The 20,411-nt window shown below is 58.1% G+C and carries 23 protein-coding genes; 19 read left to right on the top strand and 4 right to left on the bottom strand.

Annotated features, from left to right (window positions below):
* The first annotated feature begins 373 nt into the window (after nucleotides 1-373).
* Both AO242_RS24755 and AO242_RS24750 read left to right on the top strand, forming a co-directional pair.
* Nucleotides 374-619, top strand: coding sequence for a helix-turn-helix domain-containing protein (locus AO242_RS24755; RefSeq protein WP_099270771.1), 246 nt, complete (start codon nucleotides 374-376; stop codon nucleotides 617-619).
* Nucleotides 612-1,850 carry a type II toxin-antitoxin system HipA family toxin gene (locus tag AO242_RS24750; protein ID WP_099270770.1) on the top strand — a complete coding sequence of 413 codons (1,239 nt, stop codon included), beginning with the start codon at nucleotides 612-614 and terminating at the stop codon, nucleotides 1,848-1,850. Before AO242_RS24755 ends, AO242_RS24750 begins: the two co-directional genes overlap by 8 nt.
* 24 nt (nucleotides 1,851-1,874) lie before the next feature.
* Here the strand turns inward: AO242_RS24750 and rutR are convergent, their stop codons facing one another.
* Nucleotides 1,875-2,627: an HTH-type transcriptional regulator RutR gene (gene rutR, locus AO242_RS24745; protein ID WP_027898845.1), complete on the bottom strand. Its 753-nt coding sequence runs from the start codon at nucleotides 2,625-2,627 to the stop codon at nucleotides 1,875-1,877.
* Between the two features lie 416 nt (nucleotides 2,628-3,043).
* Here rutR and rutA point away from each other — a divergent pair, with 416 nt between their 5' ends.
* The 5 genes from rutA to rutF all read left to right on the top strand — a co-directional run bounded on the left by rutA (nucleotide 3,044) and on the right by rutF (nucleotide 6,860).
* Nucleotides 3,044-4,126 carry a pyrimidine utilization protein A gene (gene rutA / locus AO242_RS24740; protein ID WP_027898844.1) on the top strand — a complete coding sequence of 361 codons (1,083 nt, stop codon included), beginning with the start codon at nucleotides 3,044-3,046 and terminating at the stop codon, nucleotides 4,124-4,126.
* Nucleotides 4,126-4,866 (top strand): pyrimidine utilization protein B, encoded by a 741-nt coding sequence (gene rutB, locus AO242_RS24735; protein WP_099270769.1) that lies wholly within the window; start codon nucleotides 4,126-4,128, stop codon nucleotides 4,864-4,866. Before rutA ends, rutB begins: the two co-directional genes overlap by 1 nt.
* Before the next feature lie 9 nt (nucleotides 4,867-4,875).
* Nucleotides 4,876-5,259 carry a pyrimidine utilization protein C gene (gene rutC, locus AO242_RS24730; protein WP_027898842.1) on the top strand — a complete coding sequence of 128 codons (384 nt, stop codon included), beginning with the start codon at nucleotides 4,876-4,878 and terminating at the stop codon, nucleotides 5,257-5,259.
* A gap of 279 nt (nucleotides 5,260-5,538) precedes the next feature.
* On the top strand, nucleotides 5,539-6,318 hold the full coding sequence (rutD, locus tag AO242_RS24725; protein ID WP_099270768.1) for a pyrimidine utilization protein D: 780 nt from the start codon (nucleotides 5,539-5,541) through the stop codon (nucleotides 6,316-6,318).
* Nucleotides 6,319-6,332: 14 nt separating this feature from the next.
* A complete protein-coding gene (gene rutF, locus AO242_RS24720; protein WP_099270767.1) occupies nucleotides 6,333-6,860 on the top strand; it encodes an NADH-dependent FMN reductase RutF in 528 nt (175 codons plus the stop codon).
* Between the two features lie 134 nt (nucleotides 6,861-6,994).
* Here rutF and AO242_RS24715 read toward each other — a convergent pair whose 3' ends face one another.
* The gene (locus AO242_RS24715; protein ID WP_099270766.1) at nucleotides 6,995-7,348 is read right to left on the bottom strand and encodes a hypothetical protein; all 354 of its coding nucleotides are present in this window, start codon (nucleotides 7,346-7,348) and stop codon (nucleotides 6,995-6,997) included.
* Nucleotides 7,349-7,570: 222 nt separating this feature from the next.
* Here AO242_RS24715 and AO242_RS24710 point away from each other — a divergent pair, with 222 nt between their 5' ends.
* Nucleotides 7,571-8,263, top strand: a complete 693-nt coding sequence (locus tag AO242_RS24710) for a hypothetical protein (protein WP_099270765.1) — start codon at nucleotides 7,571-7,573, stop codon at nucleotides 8,261-8,263.
* A 148-nt stretch (nucleotides 8,264-8,411) separates the two neighbouring features.
* Here AO242_RS24710 and AO242_RS24705 read toward each other — a convergent pair whose 3' ends face one another.
* Nucleotides 8,412-8,921: a YciE/YciF ferroxidase family protein gene (locus tag AO242_RS24705; RefSeq protein WP_099270764.1), complete on the bottom strand. Its 510-nt coding sequence runs from the start codon at nucleotides 8,919-8,921 to the stop codon at nucleotides 8,412-8,414.
* A 297-nt stretch (nucleotides 8,922-9,218) separates the two neighbouring features.
* On the opposite strand from AO242_RS24705, the gene AO242_RS24700 reads away from it, so the two are divergent.
* The 6 genes from AO242_RS24700 (at nucleotide 9,219) to AO242_RS24675 (ending at nucleotide 14,236) form a co-directional block, all read left to right on the top strand.
* Complete coding sequence (locus AO242_RS24700; protein ID WP_027898836.1) at nucleotides 9,219-9,812, top strand: amino acid synthesis family protein; 594 nt, start codon at nucleotides 9,219-9,221, stop codon at nucleotides 9,810-9,812.
* 33 nt (nucleotides 9,813-9,845) lie between these two features.
* On the top strand, nucleotides 9,846-10,679 hold the full coding sequence (locus tag AO242_RS24695) for an alpha/beta fold hydrolase (RefSeq protein WP_099270763.1): 834 nt from the start codon (nucleotides 9,846-9,848) through the stop codon (nucleotides 10,677-10,679).
* Entirely contained in the window at nucleotides 10,676-12,157 is a 1,482-nt protein-coding gene (locus AO242_RS24690) for an aldehyde dehydrogenase (RefSeq protein ID WP_099270762.1), read from the top strand. The genes AO242_RS24695 and AO242_RS24690 overlap by 4 nt, the downstream gene beginning before the upstream one ends.
* 76 nt (nucleotides 12,158-12,233) lie before the next feature.
* Nucleotides 12,234-12,719 carry a flavin reductase family protein gene (locus AO242_RS24685; protein WP_099270761.1) on the top strand — a complete coding sequence of 162 codons (486 nt, stop codon included), beginning with the start codon at nucleotides 12,234-12,236 and terminating at the stop codon, nucleotides 12,717-12,719.
* Between the two features lie 199 nt (nucleotides 12,720-12,918).
* On the top strand, nucleotides 12,919-13,671 hold the full coding sequence (locus AO242_RS24680; RefSeq protein ID WP_027898832.1) for a GntR family transcriptional regulator: 753 nt from the start codon (nucleotides 12,919-12,921) through the stop codon (nucleotides 13,669-13,671).
* Between the two features lies 1 nt (nucleotide 13,672).
* A complete protein-coding gene (locus tag AO242_RS24675) occupies nucleotides 13,673-14,236 on the top strand; it encodes an NUDIX hydrolase (protein ID WP_027898831.1) in 564 nt (187 codons plus the stop codon).
* Nucleotides 14,237-14,588: 352 nt separating this feature from the next.
* Here the strand turns inward: AO242_RS24675 and AO242_RS24670 are convergent, their stop codons facing one another.
* Nucleotides 14,589-14,876 (bottom strand): DUF1330 domain-containing protein, encoded by a 288-nt coding sequence (locus AO242_RS24670; RefSeq protein ID WP_027898830.1) that lies wholly within the window; start codon nucleotides 14,874-14,876, stop codon nucleotides 14,589-14,591.
* 93 nt (nucleotides 14,877-14,969) lie between these two features.
* On the opposite strand from AO242_RS24670, the gene ribBA reads away from it, so the two are divergent.
* The 5 genes from ribBA (at nucleotide 14,970) to AO242_RS24645 (ending at nucleotide 20,389) form a co-directional block, all read left to right on the top strand.
* The gene (gene ribBA / locus AO242_RS24665) at nucleotides 14,970-16,079 is read left to right on the top strand and encodes a bifunctional 3,4-dihydroxy-2-butanone-4-phosphate synthase/GTP cyclohydrolase II (protein WP_099270760.1); all 1,110 of its coding nucleotides are present in this window, start codon (nucleotides 14,970-14,972) and stop codon (nucleotides 16,077-16,079) included.
* 364 nt (nucleotides 16,080-16,443) lie between these two features.
* Nucleotides 16,444-17,475 (top strand): ABC transporter substrate-binding protein, encoded by a 1,032-nt coding sequence (locus AO242_RS24660; RefSeq protein ID WP_027898828.1) that lies wholly within the window; start codon nucleotides 16,444-16,446, stop codon nucleotides 17,473-17,475.
* Nucleotides 17,460-18,416 (top strand): ABC transporter permease, encoded by a 957-nt coding sequence (locus tag AO242_RS24655; RefSeq protein WP_099270759.1) that lies wholly within the window; start codon nucleotides 17,460-17,462, stop codon nucleotides 18,414-18,416. Before AO242_RS24660 ends, AO242_RS24655 begins: the two co-directional genes overlap by 16 nt.
* Nucleotides 18,417-18,422: 6 nt before the next feature.
* Nucleotides 18,423-19,238: an ABC transporter permease gene (locus AO242_RS24650; RefSeq protein WP_027898826.1), complete on the top strand. Its 816-nt coding sequence runs from the start codon at nucleotides 18,423-18,425 to the stop codon at nucleotides 19,236-19,238.
* Nucleotides 19,235-20,389, top strand: a complete 1,155-nt coding sequence (locus AO242_RS24645) for an ABC transporter ATP-binding protein (protein ID WP_099270758.1) — start codon at nucleotides 19,235-19,237, stop codon at nucleotides 20,387-20,389. The genes AO242_RS24650 and AO242_RS24645 overlap by 4 nt, the downstream gene beginning before the upstream one ends.
* Nucleotides 20,390-20,411: the final 22 nt, after the last annotated feature.

Genomic DNA, 20,411 nt, shown 5'->3' with positions numbered 1-20,411 from the left:
GGTAGGCCAGCAGCGGGATAAGGCTCGGCCGATCAGAATCTCCGACCGGACAGCTGCTCAGGGGATAGCAGTAACTGTGCCAGTCTTTGAATAACGATAGGTTTCAGTTGGTTAGCGTTTCAGGGGTGTAGAAACAGATCAAATGGTCCGAAGCAGAGCACTTGGTTTGGGCGGGACGAGCACGAAAAGCGGGCATGGGGGCTGTGGACGGATCAAGGGTTGAACGGGCTGAAGTCGATTGATCGCAGATCATGTCGATCGCAAATCGGAACCTGATCACGCCGTAAAGAAAAGCTATCAAAATCTTTTTGCATCAAATACGATGCGAATCACGCTATAAATTATTTATGCACCGTATAGGATGCAATTTTAAGTGAATGAATTAGGTACATTGATCAGAAATCTGCGCAAGAGCGCTGGCCTTTCGCAAAGCCAACTCGCAGACCGGCATGGCATGAGTCGAGCGACCATTTCCGGCATTGAGAACAACACTATCCCCGAGGTCGGCATTCGCAAGGTTGCGGCAGTCCTTGAAGGCTTGGGCTATGAATTGACTGCGACCCCCAAACGTCGACGCAAGACCCTTGATGAACTGAAAGCGGGAAACGTCCATGAATAGCTCAGCAAGTGAAAGGCTGCACATCGGCGCAGGGGGAGTCGCTGCCGGAACTCTGGGGCGTGGTGGAAAAAACAATCGCGACTCGATTTTCTCCTATAACCAGCCACTGACCGAAAAGGACGCCGTGTCCTTGACCATGCCAGTGCGCCTGGAGAGCTACAACTGGGAGTACGGAATCCATCCGCTATTCGAGATGCACCTACCCGAGGGGCATCTCAAAAATGAACTCACGCGGCGCTTCAGCAAGTCGGTGCGCGGCTTTGACGACTTCGCATTGCTGGGCATCGTCGGCCCACATCAGCTCGGGCGCATCAGCATCGCCCATGCCGCCAGCGACGAGCCGCTTCCCGAGATCAATCTTTCCGAACTGTTGATCTACGACGGGGCGGAAGACTTGTTCGATAGCCTCATGAAAACTTACGCCGCCTACTCAGGGGTTTCAGGCGTTCAGCCAAAAGTACTGATCCGCGAAGCTGACGAGAAGGAAGGCGAAACTGGACGAATTACCCATCGGGGTGCCACGCACATCGTTAAAACATTCCACGACCCGGAATTCCCCCAACTGGCCGCCAATGAGTTTTTCTGCATGCGGGCAGCATTCCATTCCGGTCTTCAAGTACCTGAAATCCAGCTTGGCCGCCAAGGAAGATTACTGGTCGTGAAACGCTTCGACGTCGCTGACAGCGGCTACCTCGGATTTGAAGACATGTGCGTGCTGTCAGGCTGGGGAACAGTCAAGAAGTATGACGGCAGCTATCAAGGGTGCGCCAGGCTGATCCAGTCTTATGTCACGCCGTCCCGTGTTACTAAAGCACTGGAGGACTTCTTCATGATGGTCGCGCTTTCTGCCGGTATCCAGAATGGTGACGGGCATTTGAAAAATTTCGGGTTGCTCTATGAAAACTGTGCCGAGGACGCAGACATCTGGCTCGCGCCAGCTTACGACCTTGTGACCACCACGGTATATGCAGGAAACGACATCATGGGTCTGTTGCTGGGCGGTTCAAAAGCCTGGCCAAAACGCAAGATGCTGGTCCAGTTCGGGCGCACGTCGTGCAGCTTGACCGAAGCCCGCTGCGCCGAACTGCTTGGCAGAGTAAGCACTGGCATGAGCCGGGCGATGGCCGAGCTTTCGGAGTACCGCAAGACCCATCCGGAATTCGAGCCGGTGGGAGAAAAAATGGCCACGGCATGGGCGAAAGGCTTGGCCAGGAGCATTGAGCCAGAATAACCCTGCGATTTTTTTAATCAGGATTTAACGCGGGCAAATCCCATTGAGAATCAGCGCCCGGAGATTCTCCAGCGTCTGCGCAAAGAACACCGGATCATCAAGCGTCTTGCCGGTCACCGCGTTGATCTGGCTGGCGAAGTCCGCATAGTGCTGGGTGGTGGCCCACAGCGAGAAGATCAGGTGATGCGGTTCAACCGGTGCCAGTTTGCCCGCCTCTATCCAGCCCTGAATCACCGAGACCTTGGCCTCAACGATATCGCGCAGTGGCTGCTCCAGTTCAGCCAGCATCAACGGCGCACCCTGAATGATCTCCAGACAGAACAGCCGCGACTCGGCGGGATGGTCACGGGACAATTCCAGCTTGACCCGGATGTATTCGCTGATTGCCTCGACCGGATCCTGCTCTGCACTGAAGCCGCGCAACGGTTTCAACCATACATCCAGCAACTGGCGCAGCACACTGGTGTAGAGCTCCTCTTTGCTGGCGAAGTAATAAAGCAGATTGGTCTTGGACACATCGGCCATGCTCGCCACCTGATCCAGGCTGGTGCCATGCAGGCCGAAGCGCGAGAAGATTTCCAGCGCAGCGTCCAGAATCGCCGCACGCTTGCCTTCTATCAAACGCATCCGCCGCTTGACCGTCGACGCACTGGCCTCGCGCGTGCCCTTGCCTTTAACCACAGGCTTGGCTTTAGCCTTGAGCGCAGGCGCCTTGGGTTTCACCACACGGCTGCGTTTGACGGATTTGGGAGGCGCCACTGGAGGTTCGTTGTTCACATTTACGACCGCATCAACATTGAATACCGGGGCACTTTACCTTGGTGGATGGGGGATAGACCACAAACCGAAGCACGCAATGTCCATGGCACCTCGCTGTCGTGCAACCAACACTGGACCTGTAGGAGCTGCCGAAGGCTGCGATCGCGGCATATCTGGATGAATGCTTCGCAGCCTTCGGCAGCTCCTACTAAAACCGGACTTCGGTATTCCTGCCCCGTCTGCGTGCACCGCGCACAAACCAAGTGCTCTAATCCAGACCAAATGGTCTGAAACCCATACCATTATTCAATCAACTCTTTGTTTTAAAACAACAATCAAAAGCTGGCCTGCTTCATGCAAAACGTCCTGTGTAGCGTGCTGCCGGACTTCGCCGGGCGCACCGTTCATTGCCACCGCATGCAAGAGGCCTTCACATGGATATTGGAATCTTCATCCCTATCGGTAACAACGGCTGGCTGATTTCCAGCAACGCGCCGCAGTACATGCCGACTTTCGAATTGAACAAGACAATCGTGCAGAAGGCCGAGCATTACGGCTTCGAATTTGCCCTGTCGATGATCAAATTGCGCGGGTTCGGTGGCAAGACCGAGTTCTGGGAACACAACATGGAGTCCTTCACGCTGATGGCGGGACTCGCCGCTGTCACCAGCCGCATCCACCTGTTCGCCACCGTTGCGACCCTGACTATTCCCCCGGCCATCGTGGCGCGTATGGCCTCGACCATCGACTCGATTTCCGGCGGCCGCTTCGGGGTGAACCTGGTAACAGGCTGGCAAAAACCGGAATACGAACAGATGGGCATGTGGCCGGGAGATGAGTTCTTCTCGACCCGCTATGAATACCTGGCCGAATACGCCCAAGTGTTACGAGACCTGTGGAGCACCGGGCACAGCGATCTCAAAGGCAAGTACTTCACCATGAACGACTGCCGCGTCAGCCCTAAACCTCAAGCTGACATGAAAATCATCTGCGCAGGCCAAAGCGAAGCGGGCATGGCGTTTTCTTCGCAATACGCCGACTACAACTTCTGCTTCGGCAAGGGTGTGAACACCCCGATGGCTTACGCGCCAACCGCTGCCAAGCTGATCGAGGCCAACGAAAAAACCGGCCGCAACGTCACTTCCTGCCCGCTGTTCATGATCATCGCCGACGATACCGATGAAGCCGCCCGCGCCCGCTGGGAGCACATCAAGGCCGGGGCTGACGAGGAAGCTATCGCCTGGCTCAGCGAAAAAGGCTCAGCCGACAAGAGCCCCGGCTCGAACATGCGGCAGATGGCCGATCCAACTTCCGCCGTGAATATCAATATGGGCACGCTGGTGGGTTCATGGGCGTCGGTGGCACGCATGCTCGATGAAGTGGCCAGCGTACCTGGCACCCAGGGCGTGATGCTGACCTTCGATGACTTCGTTAAAGGCGTGGAAGATTTCGGGCAGAAGATTCAACCGCTGATGACCAGTCGCCAACACATCAATCTGCTCAAGGAATCTGCCTGATGAATGCAATTGCCCCTGTATCAGGCTATGCACCACCGCAGTCCGCAGAAGCTGCTCGGCAACTTCCCGCAAGCCCGGAACCGCTGAGCATGAAAGCCTGCGAGACAGCCTTGATCGTGATCGACATGCAGAACGCCTATTCGACGCCGGGCGGCTATCTGGACCTCGCGGGTTTTGATGTGAGCAGCACCGGACCGGTGATCGCCAGCATTCAGAAGGCACTGGTCGCAGCGCGCGCCGCAGGCATGCCGGTGATTTTCTTCCAGAACGGCTGGGACCCGGATTACGTCGAAGCCGGCGGCCCAGGCTCGCCCAACTGGCATAAATCCAACGCGCTGAAAACCATGCGTAAACGCCCCGAGCTGCAAGGCCAACTACTGGCCAAAGGCGGCTGGGACTATGAGTTGGTGGACGAACTGAAGCCACAGCCGGGCGACATCGTATTGCCGAAAACCCGCTACAGCGGCTTCTTCAATACCAACTTCGACAGCGTGCTGCGCAGCCGTGGCATTCGTAACCTGGTGTTCACGGGTATCGCCACCAACGTGTGTGTCGAGTCGACCCTGCGCGATGGCTTCTTCCTTGAGTATTTCGGCGTGGTGCTGGCCGACGCCACGCATCAGGCGGGTCCGGCGTTCGCGCAGCAGGCGGCCCTGTTCAACATCGAAACGTTTTTCGGCTGGGTTTCCAGCGTTGAAGATTTCTGCAGCACGTTCACTCCCAAAACTTCCACTCTCTGAGGAAAGCCCATGACCAAGAAAGCGATCATTCCAGCCGGTACCACCAAGCCTATCGCCCCTTTCGTTCCGGGCTCCATGGCTGATGGCGTGCTGTATGTATCCGGCACCCTGCCCTTCGACAAAGACAACAATGTGGTGCATGTGGGCGACGCGACCGCGCAGACCCGTCACGTGCTGGAGACCATCAAGAGCGTGATTGAAACCGCAGGCGGCACCATGGACGACGTTACGTTCAACATGATCATGATCAAGGACTGGGCCGACTACGCGAAGGTGAATGAGGTCTACGCCGAATACTTCGCCGGGGAAAAACCTGCGCGCTACTGCATCCAGTGCGGCCTGGTAAAACCCGAAGCACTGATCGAAATCGCCAGCATCGCCCACATCGGCTGATTTCACAGGACGCCTGTTCGCAAGAACGGCTCTAGCCGGGAGAGCGATATTCCTGACCACAGCAATGCAGTGAACATAATGACGCCCTCGCGGCTAAAGCCACTCCTACGAAGGTGCGTATGAACGATATCTCCGTAGGACCGGCTTTAGCCGGGAGAGCGATGTTCCTGACGAAGATTATCTATCGAACGCAATGCCGCCCTCTCGGCCAAGGCCGGTCCTACGAGAGAATGCTATCCACAACAACCAGGCGCTTGAGCGCCTGTAATGGAGTCTTGCATGCACTACGAAATCCTCGGCAACCAGGCCGCCGATGCGCCGACCCTGGTATTGAGTTCAGGCCTGGGCGGCTCGGCCCGGTTCTGGGCACCGCAACTGCCAGTGTTGACCGAACGCTATCAGGTGGTGGTTTACGATCAGGCCGGAACTGGCCGCAGCCCGGCGACCCTTGCCGAGGATTATTCGATTGCGACCATGGCCACCGAATTACTCGCACTGCTCGACAGCATTGATGTACAGCACTGTCACTTCATCGGCCATGCGCTGGGTGGACTGGTCGGACTCGAACTGGCTTTGCAGCGCCCGCAACTGGTGCAAAGCATGGTGCTGATCAACGCCTGGAGCAGCCCGAACCCGCACAGCGAACGTTGCTTCGCAGTGCGCAAGAATCTATTGCGCGACAGCGGTCCGGCGGCTTACGTCCAGGCCCAGGCGCTGTTTCTCTATCCTGCCGACTGGATCGCCGAGCACAGCGCGCAACTGGCCGAAGATGAAGCCCATGCGCTGGCGCACTTTCCCGAGACCAACAACCTGCTGCGCCGGATTGCCGCATTGCAGGCGTTCGATGTCGAAGATCAGTTGCACAAGATCACCACGCCGACCCTGCTGCTCGCCAATCGTGACGACATGCTAGTGCCGTGGCAGCGCTCGCAACATCTCGCGAGCAAGCTTTCGAACGGGCAACTGGCACTGCTCGAATATGGCGGCCATGCGTCCAGCGTCAGCGATGTCGAGCCTTTCAATCGTGTACTTCTCGATTACCTTGCCAGCCAGGCCTGAGCGGAGAAAAACTCATGCAAGCATCCGAACTTCTTGCTGTCGCCCAGACGTTGCTGCCGATCCCGCAACAGGATTACCGCAATGCCATGGCCGGACTGGCCGCGGCGGTCAACGTAATCACCACCGACGGCCCGCACGGTCGTTGCGGATTCACCGCGACGGCGGTGTGCAGCGTTACCGATACGCCGCCGACCTTGCTGGTCTGCCTGAATCGTTCGGCGTCGGTGCATGCAGCGCTGACCGCCAATGCGACGCTATGCGTCAACACCCTGACCTGTGAGCAGCGTGATCTGTCCAATCTGTTTGGCGGCAAGACACCCATGGCTGAGCGGTTTGCCGCCGCGCAATGGGAAACCTGGGTCACCGGCTCGCCGGTGCTGGAAGGTGCCGCGGCCTCGTTTGATTGCCGGGTCAGCCAGACTGTCAGCGTGGGTACGCATGACATTCTGTTCTGCGAGGTACTGGCGCTGAGTCGACAGCAGGATGCTGCGGCGCTGGTCTATTTTGATCGGGGGTATCACGGGTTGAGTGCAGTGGGGTGACAGTTATCTTTACCCGCCGCATAACCGGTAGGAGGCAACTTGTTGGCGAGGCGTTAGTCGAGTTAACACAGCGCAAAAAGCCTCGCCAACAAGTTGCCTCCTACCAGTAACGTGTTTCATCTGAAAAAATCCTGTCACTCAACCCGCTTGATCGACACCACTTCAAAATACTTGTACTTCTCTTTCGCAGCCGCCTTGCGGGCTTCCTGCTCGGCGTCGAAGGTGCTCAGGGTTTTGGCTTCGTGGACGAACAGCGTTTCTTCGCCTTCAAACTCTTTGGTCACCCGCAATGTCACCAGCAGCGCCGGTGACAGGCGCTTGGCTTTCGGGCGCGGTGCCGGTGGTGGAGCCTTGGCGACGGGAGCAGGCGCTGGCGTCGGAGTCGACTCGGGCTTGAGCTCAGGTTCCACAGGCGCGGGTGCTGCCGGTGAAGGCACATCCAGGCCCAGCGCTCTGCGCATATCGTCTTCGGTCAAACCTGTGCTCATGTGCCGCTTTCTCTGTTTGTCAGTGGTTCAAGGGCGAGATGATCAACAGACACAAGAGAAAAAACAAGTACGGGATTGTACCGTTTTGCTATCAAGCGCCCGTAAGGCTTGAAATAGAGGGCTGCGGGATTGGTCCGTGACAACGTCGTCCGCGTCCACTAGATTATGCGCCCCGAAAGGCCAGTGACTTTTCGCGCCTCAAACCTGAAATAGTGAAATTCAATGCTTGATTCCCAGACAACTGAATCCGTGACCTCCGCCAAGCTCGAGTACGAAAACTCTATCGGTCTTTCACAGCACGCACCTCAGGCCAAGACCATCAGCGAGATGGTGCTTGATGCGTTCCAGACTGCAAAGGAAAGCGACGAAATTCGTCAGCTGCGCGCCGCGATCCGTGCTGCGCAGGACAGTTATGACGATGACAAGGCCTACGAACTGATGGGCGAACTCAAGCGCCTCAAGGACGCCGAAGCGGCCGACAGCCTGGCACTGGCCGATTTGAGCACGCAGTTCCCGATCAGCCGGATCCTGTCCAGCTATAAAGACGATCCTGCCTTTCAAGAGCTGGTCTACAGCCTTGCCCTCAAGGTGCTGAACCAGACTCATCAGGCGATCAGCAACCCGAGCACAGGCAAAAGCAAGGCCGCCCGCGCCAAGAAAGAAGCCGAGGTCTACACCATCAGCAAGGACGGCCAAAGCGTCAGCCTGCCTTTGCGTACCCCGCGCTCCAACCTGAATGTCGACCGTGAAGCCTTTGAATTCCTCGGGTTCACGTTTGTAGGCGAAGGCGACGAAGCCACCCTGCAGGACGAAACATTCACCGATAACGAAGGCAACGAGTTGCCGGTCAATCGCAAGAATGTTGTGACTGCGCTGCAGCAGGGCAAGGCGTTTGAGGGTTACAGCATCGCCTGAGATTTGAAAAGCTCTCCCTGTAGGAGTGAGCTTGCTCGCGATAGCGATTGATCAGGCGAGATTCTTTTGACTGATCAATTGCGATCGCGAGCAAGCTCACTCCTACAGTCGATCTGGCGCGGTGTCATGGACACCGTGCCGTTGTGCTCTAAGACGCTATCGTCGCCGCCTGATTCCCGCCCTGCTCGGCAATGGCCGACAGCTTTTCATCCGCAGACTTTTCCTCTGTCAGCGTCTCGCCCAATAGCTTGGCAGCGTCTTTCATGCCCAGTTGTTTCGCCATGGCAATCAACGTGCCGTAAGCAGCGATTTCGTAGTGCTCGACCTTCTGGCAGGCACCAATCAATGCCGCATCCAGCACCTCGCCTTTCTCGATCTCCTCCAGCAGCTCCTTGCTTTCCTCGACCAACCCTTCCATGGCTGCGCATTTCATGCGTTTGAGCTTGAGTTCGCTCTGCTCCACCAACTGATCGATTCGTTCGATCTGCCCATAGGTTTCTTCAAGATGCGCCTCAAACGCTTCCTTGAGCAACGGATTGGTAGAAGCCCGCGCCAGACGGGGTAAGGCTTTGGTTATCTGTTTTTCGGCGCTGTAAACGTCGGACAGCTCATGAATGAACAGGTCGGCAACAGTCGTTCTGGTGTTTGTCTTGGCCATGCGGCACCTCGTAGATCGGTTATGAATCGTCGTTGAATTCCCGTGACGTAAACCGCTGCGAAAACACCTGAATGACGCAACCGTCAGTTAGGTGGAGTGGCACCCAAGTGGGCCGTTCAGGGAATCGAAAGCAATGCCGACGAAATGCATACCCGTTACCTGTTGGCTCATCGAGTGGCGAGCCGATCCAGCCTTTATCTCTCACTGCGCACCTGACGCAGAAAAAATTTGCACGACCAATATTATGGTATACCATCATACGCAATACATTCAGTCACCCCATTCGGGAGTCCATCCATGAGTTTCGAAATTCGCAAAATCGTCTGCTATTCCGAAGAGACCCTGATCGAAGGCGGTAAAGCCAGCGACAAGCCGGTGACCATGGTGGGTCTGGCAGTAGTGATCAAAAACCCCTGGCTGGGTCGTGGTTTCGTTGAAGACCTGAACCCGGAAATCCGCGAGCACTGCTCGGCGCTGGGCGAATTGATGGTCAAGCGTCTGACAGATGCGATTGGCGGTGCTGACAAAATCGAGGCTTACGGCAAAGCCGCAGTCATTGGCGCTGACGGTGAAATCGAACATGCCTCCGCAGTGATCCACACCTTGCGCTTCGGCAACCACTATCGCGAAGCGGTCAAAGCCAAAAGCTACCTGAGCTTCACCAACAAGCGCGGCGGACCTGGTACTTCGATTCAGATCCCGATGATGCACAAGGACGATGAAGGCCTGCGTTCGCACTACATCACCCTGGAAATGAAGATCGAAGATGCGCCTCGTGCCGACGAAATCGTCGTTGTGCTGGGCGCTGCCGATGGTGGGCGTCTGCATCCGCGCATTGGCAACCGCTACATCGATCTGGAACAGCTGGCTGCCGAAAAGGCTCAGCAGTAACCCTCCGTATCAAGCACAGGCCAGGAGCGCTCCATGATTCGGCTTACTGCTGAACGCACCCCGGCCGGGACCAGTTATCTGGCCACCGGCGAAGGCCATCCCGTGGTGTTGATCCACGGTGTGGGTCTGAATAAAGAAATGTGGGGCGGCCAGGTCGTGGGGCTGATGCCTCACTATCGAGTGATTGCCTATGACATGCTCGGCCACGGTGCCAGCCCGCGTCCCGCTGCTGATACCGGGCTGCTGGGCTATGCCGAGCAGTTGCTTGAGTTGCTGGAGCATCTGGGTCTGCCGCAAGCCACAGTGATCGGCTTTTCCATGGGTGGGCTGGTGGCGCGCGCATTTGCCCTGCACTTCCCGCAGCACTTATCGGGCATGGTCGTCCTCAACAGCGTATTCAACCGCAGTGCCGAGCAGCGCGCCGGGGTCATCGCGCGTACCGCTCAGGCGGCTGAACATGGACCGGATGCCAACGCCGCCGAAGCACTCTCGCGCTGGTTCAGCCGGGAATACCAGGCCGCCAACCCGGCGCAGATCGCGGCCATCCGCACGATACTCGCCGAGAACGACCCGCAGGGTTACCTGACCACTTACACGCTGTTTGCCACGCAGGACATGTACCGGGCAGACGATCTGGGCAAGATCACCGCGCCGACACTGATCGCCACCGGCGAACTGGACCCTGGCTCGACGCCGGAGATGGCTCGCCAGCTGGCCTCGCGCATTCCCGGTGCCGAGGTTGCGATACTCGCTGAACAACGACATATGATGCCGGTCGAGTCGCCACGGCTCGTCAATCAGGTTTTGCTGGATTTCCTGCGCAAGGCCGAGGCTCAACACAATCAGGCAAAGGGGATCGTTGCATGACGCTCACTCGCTTTCAGATGTGCATCGACGGGCAATGGGTCGACGCCTTTTCCGGCAAGACCTTCCAAAGCCTGAACCCGGCGCTGGCCGAAGCCTGGGCCGAATTGCCCGACGCCGACGAAAGCGATGTAGACCGTGCGGTTCAGGCCGCACAGAAAGCCTTCGAGAATCCGGCCTGGCGCAAGTTGACCGCCACCGCACGAGGGAAGTTACTGCGCCGTCTGGGCGACCTGATCGCTGAAAACAAGGAACAACTGGCGCAGCTGGAAAGCCGGGATAACGGCAAGCTGATCCGCGAAACCCGGGGTCAGGTGAGTTATCTGCCAGAGTTTTTCCACTACACCGCCGGGCTGGCCGACAAACTGGAAGGCGGCACCCTGCCGCTGGACAAGCCGGATCTGTTTGCCTACACCGTTCACGAACCCATGGGCGTGGTCGCCGGAATCATTCCCTGGAACAGTCCGCTGTATTTGACTGCCATCAAACTCGCCCCGGCCCTGGCCGCAGGCAACACGATTGTGCTCAAACCATCGGAACACGCCTCGGCAACGGTGCTGGAACTGGCCCGCCTGGCCCTCGAAGCCGGCATCCCGCCGGGCGTGGTGAACGTTGTCACCGGTTACGGCCCAAGCACCGGTGCCGCGCTGACCCGCCACCCGCTGGTGCGCAAGATTGCTTTCACCGGTGGCGCAGCGACTGCCCGGCATGTGGTGCGCAGCAGTGCTGAAAACTTCGCAAAGCTGTCGCTGGAACTGGGCGGCAAATCACCGAACATTATTTTTGCCGACGCCGACCTGGACAGTGCCATTAATGGCGCGATCGCCGGGATCTTCGCTGCGTCCGGGCAAAGCTGTGTGTCCGGTTCAAGGCTGTTGGTGCAGGACGAAATCTACGACGAGTTTGTTGAGCGACTCAGCGAGCGCGCCAAGCGTATTCGCATCGGCAACCCTCAGGACGATGCCAGTGAAATGGGCCCCATGGCCACGGCACAGCAACTGGCAGTGGTTGAAGGTCTGGTCGCCGACGCCTTGGCAGAGGGCGCAAAGTTGCGCACTGGCGGCAAGCGCCCGCAGATGGACAGCGACGGCTGGTACTACGAGCCCACCTTGTTCGAGTGTGACCGCAACTCGATGAAAATCATGCAGGAAGAAGTCTTTGGTCCGGTCGCTTCAGTGATCCGTTTCAAGGACGAAGCCGAAGCATTGGCCATCGCCAACGACTCGCAGTTTGGCCTGGCAGCAGGTATCTGGACCAAAGACCTGGGCCGCGCCCATCGTCTGGCCCGGGATGTACGTTCGGGTATCATCTGGGTCAATACCTACCGCGCAGTCTCCGCCATGGCACCCATTGGTGGTTTCAAAAACAGCGGCTATGGCCGTGAGAGCGGCATCGATTCGGTGCTGGCCTACACCGAACTCAAGACTGTCTGGATCAACCTGTCGCAAGCACCGATGCCTGATCCGTTTGTCATGCGCTGATCTTTAGTCACCCGCTCGTACATCTTGATTGATTAGCCACCCGAACCCAACAAGCCCAAAAAAGAGAGTCCCTCACATGATCGAACCCAGCATATACAAAGAAGTCATGGGCTCCTTTCCGTCAGGCGTCACAGTGGTTACCACCCTGGATGCGCAAGGCGGAATCGTCGGCATTACCGCCAGCGCTTTTAGCGCGTTGTCTATCGATCCGGCGCTGGTGCTGTTCTGCCCCAATTACGAATCGGACACCTACCCGGTCCTGCGCGACAGCAAGCGCTTCGCCATTCACTTGCTGGCCGCCGGGCAGAAGGCCGAAGCCTATGCGTTTGCAGGCAAAGGCAAAGACAAAGCGGCAGGTATCGAGTGGCACTTGAGCGAACTGGGCAATCCGTTGCTGAACAATGCTACTGCCATTATCGAGTGCGAGCTGTGGCGCGAGTACGACGGCGGTGATCACGCAATCATCGTCGGTGCGGTGAAGAATCTGATCCTGCCAGAGCAGCCTGTGGTGCCGATGGTCTATTACCGGGGCAAACTGGGTGCCCTGCCGGATATGGTCTGATCTGCAGCAGCCCCGCTTCATTGCGGGGCAAACGCCCCATGATAAACTTCGCTGCGTTTTGCACCGGTCATCCCGGAAGCTTGCGCAACACAGCCTGGCGTGCGCAAATACACGCAATGCGCACCACGGCATACGGCATGCCGTATACAACACTGATCGTGCATATTTTCAGTCAACTGTCACATCCAGAGTCAAACCCATGAAACGCCTGCCAATCGACGACTCCTTCAAGGTCAATCGCAATCCCATTACCCTACGCGAAATCGTGCTGGATAAATTGCGCAGCGCCATCATGAATTTTCAGCTGCTACCGGGTGATCGCCTGGTGGAACGTGATCTGTGTGAACGCCTCGGAGTGAGTCGTACATCGGTCCGCGAAGCCCTGCGTCATCTTGAGTCCGAAGGGCTAGTGGAATTCGCCGACGCCAAGGGCCCACGCGTTGCGATCATTACCCTGGAAGACGCGTGTGATATCTACGAACTGCGCTGCGTGCTCGAAGGCATGATCGTTCAGTTGTTCACCTTGCGGGCCAAGGCCAAGAATATTCGCGCGCTGGAAAAAGCCCTTGAGGAAAACCGCAAGGTCCTCAAGGAAGGCGAACTGCAACAAGTGCTGGATTCAGTGCAAAGCTTTTATGACGTACTGCTTGAAGGTTCGGGCAACCACGTCGCGGCTACCCAGTTGCGGCAGTTGCAGGCGCGTATCAGTTATCTGCGCGCCACGTCGGTTTCGCAGGAAAACCGACGCAGCGCCAGTAATGAAGAGATGGAACGTATCGTCGAAGCGATCAAGAGCGGCGACCCGCTGGCAGCTCATCAGGCTTCGGTGGACCATGTGCGCAGCGCCGCAAAAGTCGCGCTGGATTACCTCAAGTCCAAACAGAATGACGGCAGCAAGGTACGCGAGTTGTTCGCCCCTGTGGCCCTGAAAGAACCGCGTATAGGCCACTGACATGCCCGCCCCGCGCTTTTGCCCGCACTGTGGCAGCGCTGACCTCGTTCAGCGCGTGCCAGCGGGCGATACTCATCAGCGATTGATGTGCGGCGGCTGCAACTACATTCACTACGTGAATCCGAAGATTATTGCCGGCTGCATCATTGAGCAGGACGGTAAATACCTGTTGTGCCAACGCGCGATTCCGCCCCGGCCTGGAACCTGGACCCTGCCCGCAGGCTTCATGGAAAGCGGCGAAACCACCGAGCAAGCGGCTTTGCGCGAAGTCTGGGAAGAAAGCGGCGTCAGGGCTGAAATCCTCTCGCCCTACTCCATCTTCAGCGTCCCGGCGATCAGCGAGGTGTACATCGTATTCCGCGCCCTGGCGCTGGAAATCACCGGCCAGTTTGGCCCGGAAACCCTCGACTACAAATTCTTCGCCCCCGAAGACATTCCCTGGGACAGCATCTACTACCCGGCAATACGGCAAATACTCGAACGCTACATCGAAGAACGCCGGACCGGTTCGTACGGGATCTATGTCGGTAACGATGACACCGGCAAGGTGCATTTCATTCGTTGAAGCTTGCGATGGCGTCAGGACAGGCGACATCTTCATCGGCTGACAGACCGAATCGCGAGCAAGCTCACTCCTACAGATCCCGTTTTTGCTGCGAGCCAGCGCGGGGTCATGGACACCGGTGACGCTCTCGTCAAAAAAATATAAATCACTGAATGAATGGGTTGTATGTTGGAGCGAGGCTTGCCCGCGAACCAGCCGACTCGGCAGATCAGGCACTCCGCGTTATCGTTATAAATTCGCGGGCAAGCCTCGCTCCAACGGATCCCGCGAAGACGCCATTACATCCGCAGGCCGTGCATTTCCCGAATAAATCAGGCCCCTCAGAGCTTTATATACCGCGCGCTTCTAAACCTTAAATCCCTTCCACGATCACAATCTCCGCCCTCGCAGCACCCGCGCGGTAGCTCATCGCGTCCTGATATTCAGGGCTGTTGTAGCAAGCGACGGCTTGATCGTAGGAGTCGAATTCGATGATCACGGTGCGTTGCGGTGTGGCTTTGCCTTCTACCGCCTCAGAGCGACCTCCCCGCGCGAGGAATCTCCCGCCGTAAAGCTTGAATGCCGCCGGACCGCGCTGTGTGTACTGGGTGTATTGCTGTGGATCATTCACATCGACTTGCGCAATCCAGTAAGCCTTCATCCGAACCCTCCTGAAAAATATCTGTTCTTTACCCGGACAAACTGTCTTATGGTATACCAAAAGTCAATCAACTCATGACAGCAGGAGTCAGGTATGCCGTTCAACAGCATCGAAGAAATCATCGAGGATTATCGCCAAGGCAAGATGGTCCTGCTGGTGGATGACGAAGACCGCGAGAACGAAGGTGACCTGTTGTTGGCGGCCGACTGCTGCGACGCTCAGGCCATCAGCTTCATGGCCCGCGAGGCACGCGGCCTGATCTGCCTGACGCTGACCGATGAGCACTGCCAGCGCCTGGGTCTGGAGCAGATGGTTCCCAGCAATGGCAGCGTGTTCGCCACCGCATTCACAGTTTCCATTGAGGCGGCCGAAGGAGTCAGCACTGGAATTTCTGCTGCCGACCGGGCGCGAACTGTCGCGGCAGCCGTCGCCCGCGATGCACGACCGGAAGACCTGGTGCAGCCGGGGCATATTTTCCCGTTGCGCGCCCGGGAAGGCGGCGTTCTCACCCGCGCCGGGCACACTGAAGCCGGTTGCGACCTGGCACGTCTGGCGGGCTTCACCCCCGCTTCGGTCATCGTCGAAGTGATGAATGACGACGGCACCATGGCCCGCCGCCCGGATCTGGAAACCTTCGCCGCAAAACACGGCATCAAGATCGGCACCATCGCCGACCTGATTCACTACCGCTTGAGCACCGAGCACACCGTCGCCCGCATCGGTGAGCGCGAGCTTTCCACAGTGCACGGCACGTTCCGCCTGATCAGCTATGAGGACCGCATCGAAGGCGGCGTGCACATGGCAATGATCATGGGCGACATCAAGCGCGACGAACCAACGCTGGTGCGCGTGCATGTCATCGATCCATTGCGGGATCTGGTCGGCGCGCATTACAACGGCCCCAGTAACTGGACCCTCTGGGCAGCCCTGCAGAAAGTCGCCGAGGCCGGCAGCGGGGTTGTCGTGGTGCTGGCCAATCACGAGTCATCCCAGGCGCTGCTCGAGCGTATTCCACAACTGACCCAACCGCCGCGTCAGTTCAGCCGTTCACAGTCGCGCATCTATTCGGAGGTCGGTACCGGGGCACAGATCCTGCAGGATATCGGCGTCGGCAAACTGCGCCACATGGGCGCCCCGCTCAAGTACGCAGGGCTGACTGGATACGATCTGGAGGTCGTCGAAAACATCCCGTTTTCGGGCTGAAAAACACATTTAAAACACCTGTTTTCGATGTTTATTCACGGATGAAAACGCTTTTCAGATTGCGTACCCGAAGCGTAAACCTGTTTTAAAAATAAACGTTTAGCCCCCGTAATTATTGGGCTTAAAGCCCATCAAACTCAAATTGACGCTTCGTCGGAGAAGCGAAGCTCTTGCAGAAAGTTTGGAATACCATAATATGATATTCCGTAGGCCGATCAATCGTCAGGTGCGCCCGGAAAGGGACAGCACAAATAACAGCATCTGACTCGGTCGCACTGTTTCAAAAGGCCCCAATGGACCTACTGCTCCCGATAAGCGGGCAAGCAACAGCCCGCTCAAAAACACAACAAATGAGGGCGTACACATGGTGTTGAGTAAACGTGCAATTGCAGTGCTGACTGCAGGCGTCCTGTCCCTGTCGGGTGCTGCGGCATTGGCGGCAGAGAGCGTCAACTTTGTCAGTTGGGGCGGTTCGACTCAGGATGCTCAGAAGCAGGCCTGGGCCAACCCCTTCAGCAAGTCCAGCGGCATCACCGTTGTTCAGGACGGGCCGACCGACTACGGCAAACTCAAGGCAATGGTTGAAAGCGGCAACGTCCAGTGGGACGTGGTCGACGTCGAAGCCGATTTCGCCTTGCGCGCAGCCAGCGAAGGCTTGCTGGAACCGCTGGATTTCAACGTCATCAAAAAAGACCGGATTGATCCGCGCTTCGTCTCCGAGCACGGTGCCGGTTCGTTCTTCTTCTCCTTCGTGCTGGGTTACAACGAGAGCAAAACCGGTACCGGTGCCAAAGCGCCGCAGGACTGGGCCGCACTGTTCGATACCAAGACCTATCCCGGCAAGCGCGCCCTGTACAAATGGCCAAGCCCGGGTGTTCTGGAGCTGGCGCTGCTGGCCGATGGCGTCGCGGCTGACAAGCTCTACCCGCTGGACCTGGACCGCGCCTTCAAAAAGCTCGACAGCATCAAGAAAGACATTGTCTGGTGGGGCGGCGGTGCGCAGTCTCAACAACTGCTGGCATCGGGTGAAGTGTCCATGGGGCAATTCTGGAACGGCCGGGTGTTCGCCGTACAACAGGACGGTGCTCCAGTGGGCGTGAGCTGGAAACAGAACCTGGTCATGGCTGATTTCCTGGTAGTGCCCAAAGGCGCGAAAAACAAGGACGCCGCGATGAAGTTCATCGCCAACGCCACCGACGCCAAAGGCCAGGCCGACTTCGCCAACCTCAGCGCCTACGCACCGGTCAACCTGGACAGCGTGCAACGTCTGGATTCGACCCTGGCACCTAACATGCCGACCGCGCATGCCAAGGACCAAATTACCCTCGACTTCGCATACTGGGCCAAGAACGGTCCGGACATCGCGACACGGTGGAACGAATGGCTGGTCAAGTAAAAATGACAGCGGTTGTCCCCCGTCAATCCAGCCCGGCCGGTGGTGCTCCCAGCACCGCCGGTGCGGCATCGGCCCAGGCGGTGACGATGAATCGCTCGATACCCTTCTCACAGCGCTGGCGCGGCAGCCGCAATCTGCTTCCTGCGCTGATCTTTCTCGGTCTGTTTTTCTTCGCGCCGCTGATTGGCCTGCTGTTGCGCGGAGTCCTGGAGCCTACACCCGGGCTGGGCAATTACGAGCAACTGTTCGCCAACTCGGCGTATTCACGGGTCTTGTTCAACACCTTCTCGGTGGCCGGTCTGGTGACACTGTTCAGCCTGCTGCTGGGCTTTCCGCTGGCATGGGCAATCACCCTGGTGCCACGCGGCTGGGGCCGCTGGATGTTGAACATTGTCCTGCTGTCGATGTGGACCAGCCTGCTCGCCCGGACCTACTCCTGGCTGGTGCTGCTACAGGCTTCCGGGGTCATCAACAAAGCGCTGATGGGCATGGGACTGATCGATGAGCCACTGGAAATGGTCCACAACCTGACCGGCGTGGTGATCGGCATGACCTACATCATGATCCCGTTCATCGTTCTTCCTCTGCAGGCAACCATGCAAGCCATCGACCCGATGGTGCTGCAGGCGGGTTCGATCTGCGGTGCCAGTCCGTGGAGCAATTTCTTTCGGGTATTCCTGCCGCTGTGCCGACCGGGGCTGTTCTCCGGTGGCCTGATGGTATTTGTCATGTCGCTGGGGTACTACGTCACGCCTGCCTTGCTGGGTGGCGCGCAGAACATGATGCTGCCCGAGTTCATCGTGCAGCAGGTGCAATCGTTCCTTAACTGGGGTCTGGCCAGTGCCGCTGCGGCGTTGCTGATCGTGATCACACTGGTGCTGTTTTACTTCTACCTGAAGCTCCAGCCGGAATCCCCGGTCGGTGCCAGTGACGCGAGGTAATCCTTCATGCTCCTGACTCCCAATGCCATGAGCCCGCGGCTGCGCTACGGGCTCTACCTGACCACGGGCCTGATCGCGCTGTTTCTGTTGTTGCCGATCGTGTTCATCGTCCTGCTGTCGTTCGGCTCATCACAATGGCTGGTGTTCCCGCCGCCTGGCTGGACGTTCAAGTGGTACGGTCAATTCTTTTCCAACCCCGAGTGGCTGGACGCAGCAATGACCAGCCTCAAGGTCGCATTGCTGACTACGTTCTTTGCCGTCGCGCTGGGCCTGCCGACCGCGTTTGCTCTGGTGCGTGGACGCTTCCCCGGTCGGGACATGCTCTACGGCGTATTCACCCTGCCCATGATCGTGCCGCTGGTGATCATCGCCGTGGCGGTCTACGCGCTGTTTCTGAAACTGGGCTACACCGGCACGCTGTTTTCATTCGTGGTCAGTCACGTCATCGTCGCCCTGCCCTTCACCATCATTTCCATCATCAACTCGCTGAAACTGTTCGATCAGTCCATCGAAGATGCGGCAGTGATCTGCGGCGCATCGCGGTTACAGGCAGTGTTCAAGGTGACCTTCCCGGCCATTCGCCCAGGCATGATCGCCGGTGCCCTGTTCGCGTTTCTGGTCTCGTGGGACGAGGTCGTCCTGAGCGTGATGATGGCCAGCCCGACACTGCAAACCCTACCCGTCAAAATGTGGACCACCCTGCGCCAGGACCTGACCCCGGTGATCGCCGTCGCCTCGACGCTGCTGATTGGCCTGTCAGTCATGATCATGGTGATCGCAGCCACCCTGCGCCGACGCAACGAAGCGAGGAGTACCTCATGAGTGCCGTGATAAAAGAAGCCGGGCAACAGCCAAATACCACGCTGGTCAGCCTGTGTAATCTGAACAAGCACTACGGCGACTTCGCGGCCGTGGACGACATTTCCCTGGATATACAGGACGGCGAATTCCTCACCTTCCTTGGCTCCAGCGGCTCCGGCAAAAGCACCACGCTGTCGATGCTTGCGGGGTTCGAGACGCCCAGTTCCGGCGAGATTCTGGTCAACGGTCAATCGCTGGTCAACGTGCCGCCGCACAAGCGCGATATCGGCATGGTCTTCCAGCGCTACTCGCTGTTCCCGCATCTGTCGGTGCGCGACAACATTGCCTTCCCGCTGGCGATTCGCAAGCTGCCAGCGGCCGAACGCGAGAAGCGTGTCGATGCCATGCTCAAGCTGGTGCAACTGGAAGAATTTGCCCACCGCCGCCCCTCGCAACTGTCTGGCGGTCAGCAGCAACGCGTCGCCATCGCCCGCGCTTTGGTCTATGAACCCCGTATCCTGCTGATGGACGAACCCCTCGGCGCGCTGGACAAAAAACTTCGGGAAGACTTGCAGGACGAGCTGCGCCAGCTGCATCGCCGTCTGGGCATCACCATCGTCTACGTGACCCACGATCAGGAAGAAGCCATGCGCCTCTCCCAGCGCATCGCGATTTTCAGCCACGGCAAAATCGTCGGCCTGGGCACCGGTTACGACCTCTACCAGAATCCGCCCAATGCCTTCGTGGCGTCCTTTCTCGGTAACTCGAACTTCCTCAAGCTCACGGCCCAGGGCAACGCAGTCGCCACCTTCGAAGGCCAGAGCCTGTCGATCCGCCTGACGCCCGGCTTGCAGGCAGGTCAGGAAGCGTTGCTGATGATCCGCCCGGAAAAAGCCCAGGCATTGAGCATCGAACAGGCCAGCCAGGAACCGCTGCCAAGCGGCTGGAACGAGGTCACGGCAAAGGTCGGCGAAGTGTTGTTCCTGGGTGAAAGCCAGACCTGCTCGGTCATGACCGCCGATGGCACCGCGATGACCGTCAAGGCGCTGTCGGCCACCGGCATGCCGATGCAACCCGGCGACACCGTCAGGGTGCGGTGGGCCACCGGCGATGCGTGCGTTTACACCGAGTGGACTGAAAGCGACCTCAACAAAGCGGCTGGCGCTCACTAGCCAGCCGTTGCGCAGCGTGCCG

The sequence above is a fragment of the Pseudomonas sp. ICMP 561 genome, from assembly GCF_002699985.1.
GTDB lineage: Bacteria > Pseudomonadota > Gammaproteobacteria > Pseudomonadales > Pseudomonadaceae > Aquipseudomonas > Aquipseudomonas quasicaspiana.
Note: the sequence above shows the minus strand (reverse complement) of the source record. Positions and strands in the feature narration are given on the sequence as shown.

Bases quoted from the DNA above. Each gene is read 5' to 3' on its own strand.
- rutF (WP_099270767.1), top strand. From the start codon at position 6,333: ATGCAAGCATCCGAACTTCTTGCTGTCGCCCAGACGTTGCTGCCGATC.
- AO242_RS24690 (WP_099270762.1), top strand. From the start codon at position 10,676: ATGACGCTCACTCGCTTTCAGATGTGCATCGACGGGCAATGGGTCGAC.
- AO242_RS24650 (WP_027898826.1), top strand. From the start codon at position 18,423: ATGCTCCTGACTCCCAATGCCATGAGCCCGCGGCTGCGCTACGGGCTC.
- AO242_RS24645 (WP_099270758.1), top strand. From the start codon at position 19,235: ATGAGTGCCGTGATAAAAGAAGCCGGGCAACAGCCAAATACCACGCTG.
- rutA (WP_027898844.1), top strand. From the start codon at position 3,044: ATGGATATTGGAATCTTCATCCCTATCGGTAACAACGGCTGGCTGATT.
- AO242_RS24655 (WP_099270759.1), top strand. From the start codon at position 17,460: ATGGCTGGTCAAGTAAAAATGACAGCGGTTGTCCCCCGTCAATCCAGC.
- AO242_RS24695 (WP_099270763.1), top strand. From the start codon at position 9,846: ATGATTCGGCTTACTGCTGAACGCACCCCGGCCGGGACCAGTTATCTG.
- rutD (WP_099270768.1), top strand. From the start codon at position 5,539: ATGCACTACGAAATCCTCGGCAACCAGGCCGCCGATGCGCCGACCCTG.
- AO242_RS24660 (WP_027898828.1), top strand. From the start codon at position 16,444: ATGGTGTTGAGTAAACGTGCAATTGCAGTGCTGACTGCAGGCGTCCTG.
- AO242_RS24670 (WP_027898830.1), bottom strand. From the start codon at position 14,876: ATGAAGGCTTACTGGATTGCGCAAGTCGATGTGAATGATCCACAGCAA.
- AO242_RS24750 (WP_099270770.1), top strand. From the start codon at position 612: ATGAATAGCTCAGCAAGTGAAAGGCTGCACATCGGCGCAGGGGGAGTC.
- rutB (WP_099270769.1), top strand. From the start codon at position 4,126: ATGAATGCAATTGCCCCTGTATCAGGCTATGCACCACCGCAGTCCGCA.
- AO242_RS24710 (WP_099270765.1), top strand. From the start codon at position 7,571: ATGCTTGATTCCCAGACAACTGAATCCGTGACCTCCGCCAAGCTCGAG.
- AO242_RS24685 (WP_099270761.1), top strand. From the start codon at position 12,234: ATGATCGAACCCAGCATATACAAAGAAGTCATGGGCTCCTTTCCGTCA.
- ribBA (WP_099270760.1), top strand. From the start codon at position 14,970: ATGCCGTTCAACAGCATCGAAGAAATCATCGAGGATTATCGCCAAGGC.
- AO242_RS24715 (WP_099270766.1), bottom strand. From the start codon at position 7,348: ATGAGCACAGGTTTGACCGAAGACGATATGCGCAGAGCGCTGGGCCTG.
- AO242_RS24705 (WP_099270764.1), bottom strand. From the start codon at position 8,921: ATGGCCAAGACAAACACCAGAACGACTGTTGCCGACCTGTTCATTCAT.
- AO242_RS24680 (WP_027898832.1), top strand. From the start codon at position 12,919: ATGAAACGCCTGCCAATCGACGACTCCTTCAAGGTCAATCGCAATCCC.
- AO242_RS24700 (WP_027898836.1), top strand. From the start codon at position 9,219: ATGAGTTTCGAAATTCGCAAAATCGTCTGCTATTCCGAAGAGACCCTG.
- AO242_RS24675 (WP_027898831.1), top strand. From the start codon at position 13,673: ATGCCCGCCCCGCGCTTTTGCCCGCACTGTGGCAGCGCTGACCTCGTT.
- rutC (WP_027898842.1), top strand. From the start codon at position 4,876: ATGACCAAGAAAGCGATCATTCCAGCCGGTACCACCAAGCCTATCGCC.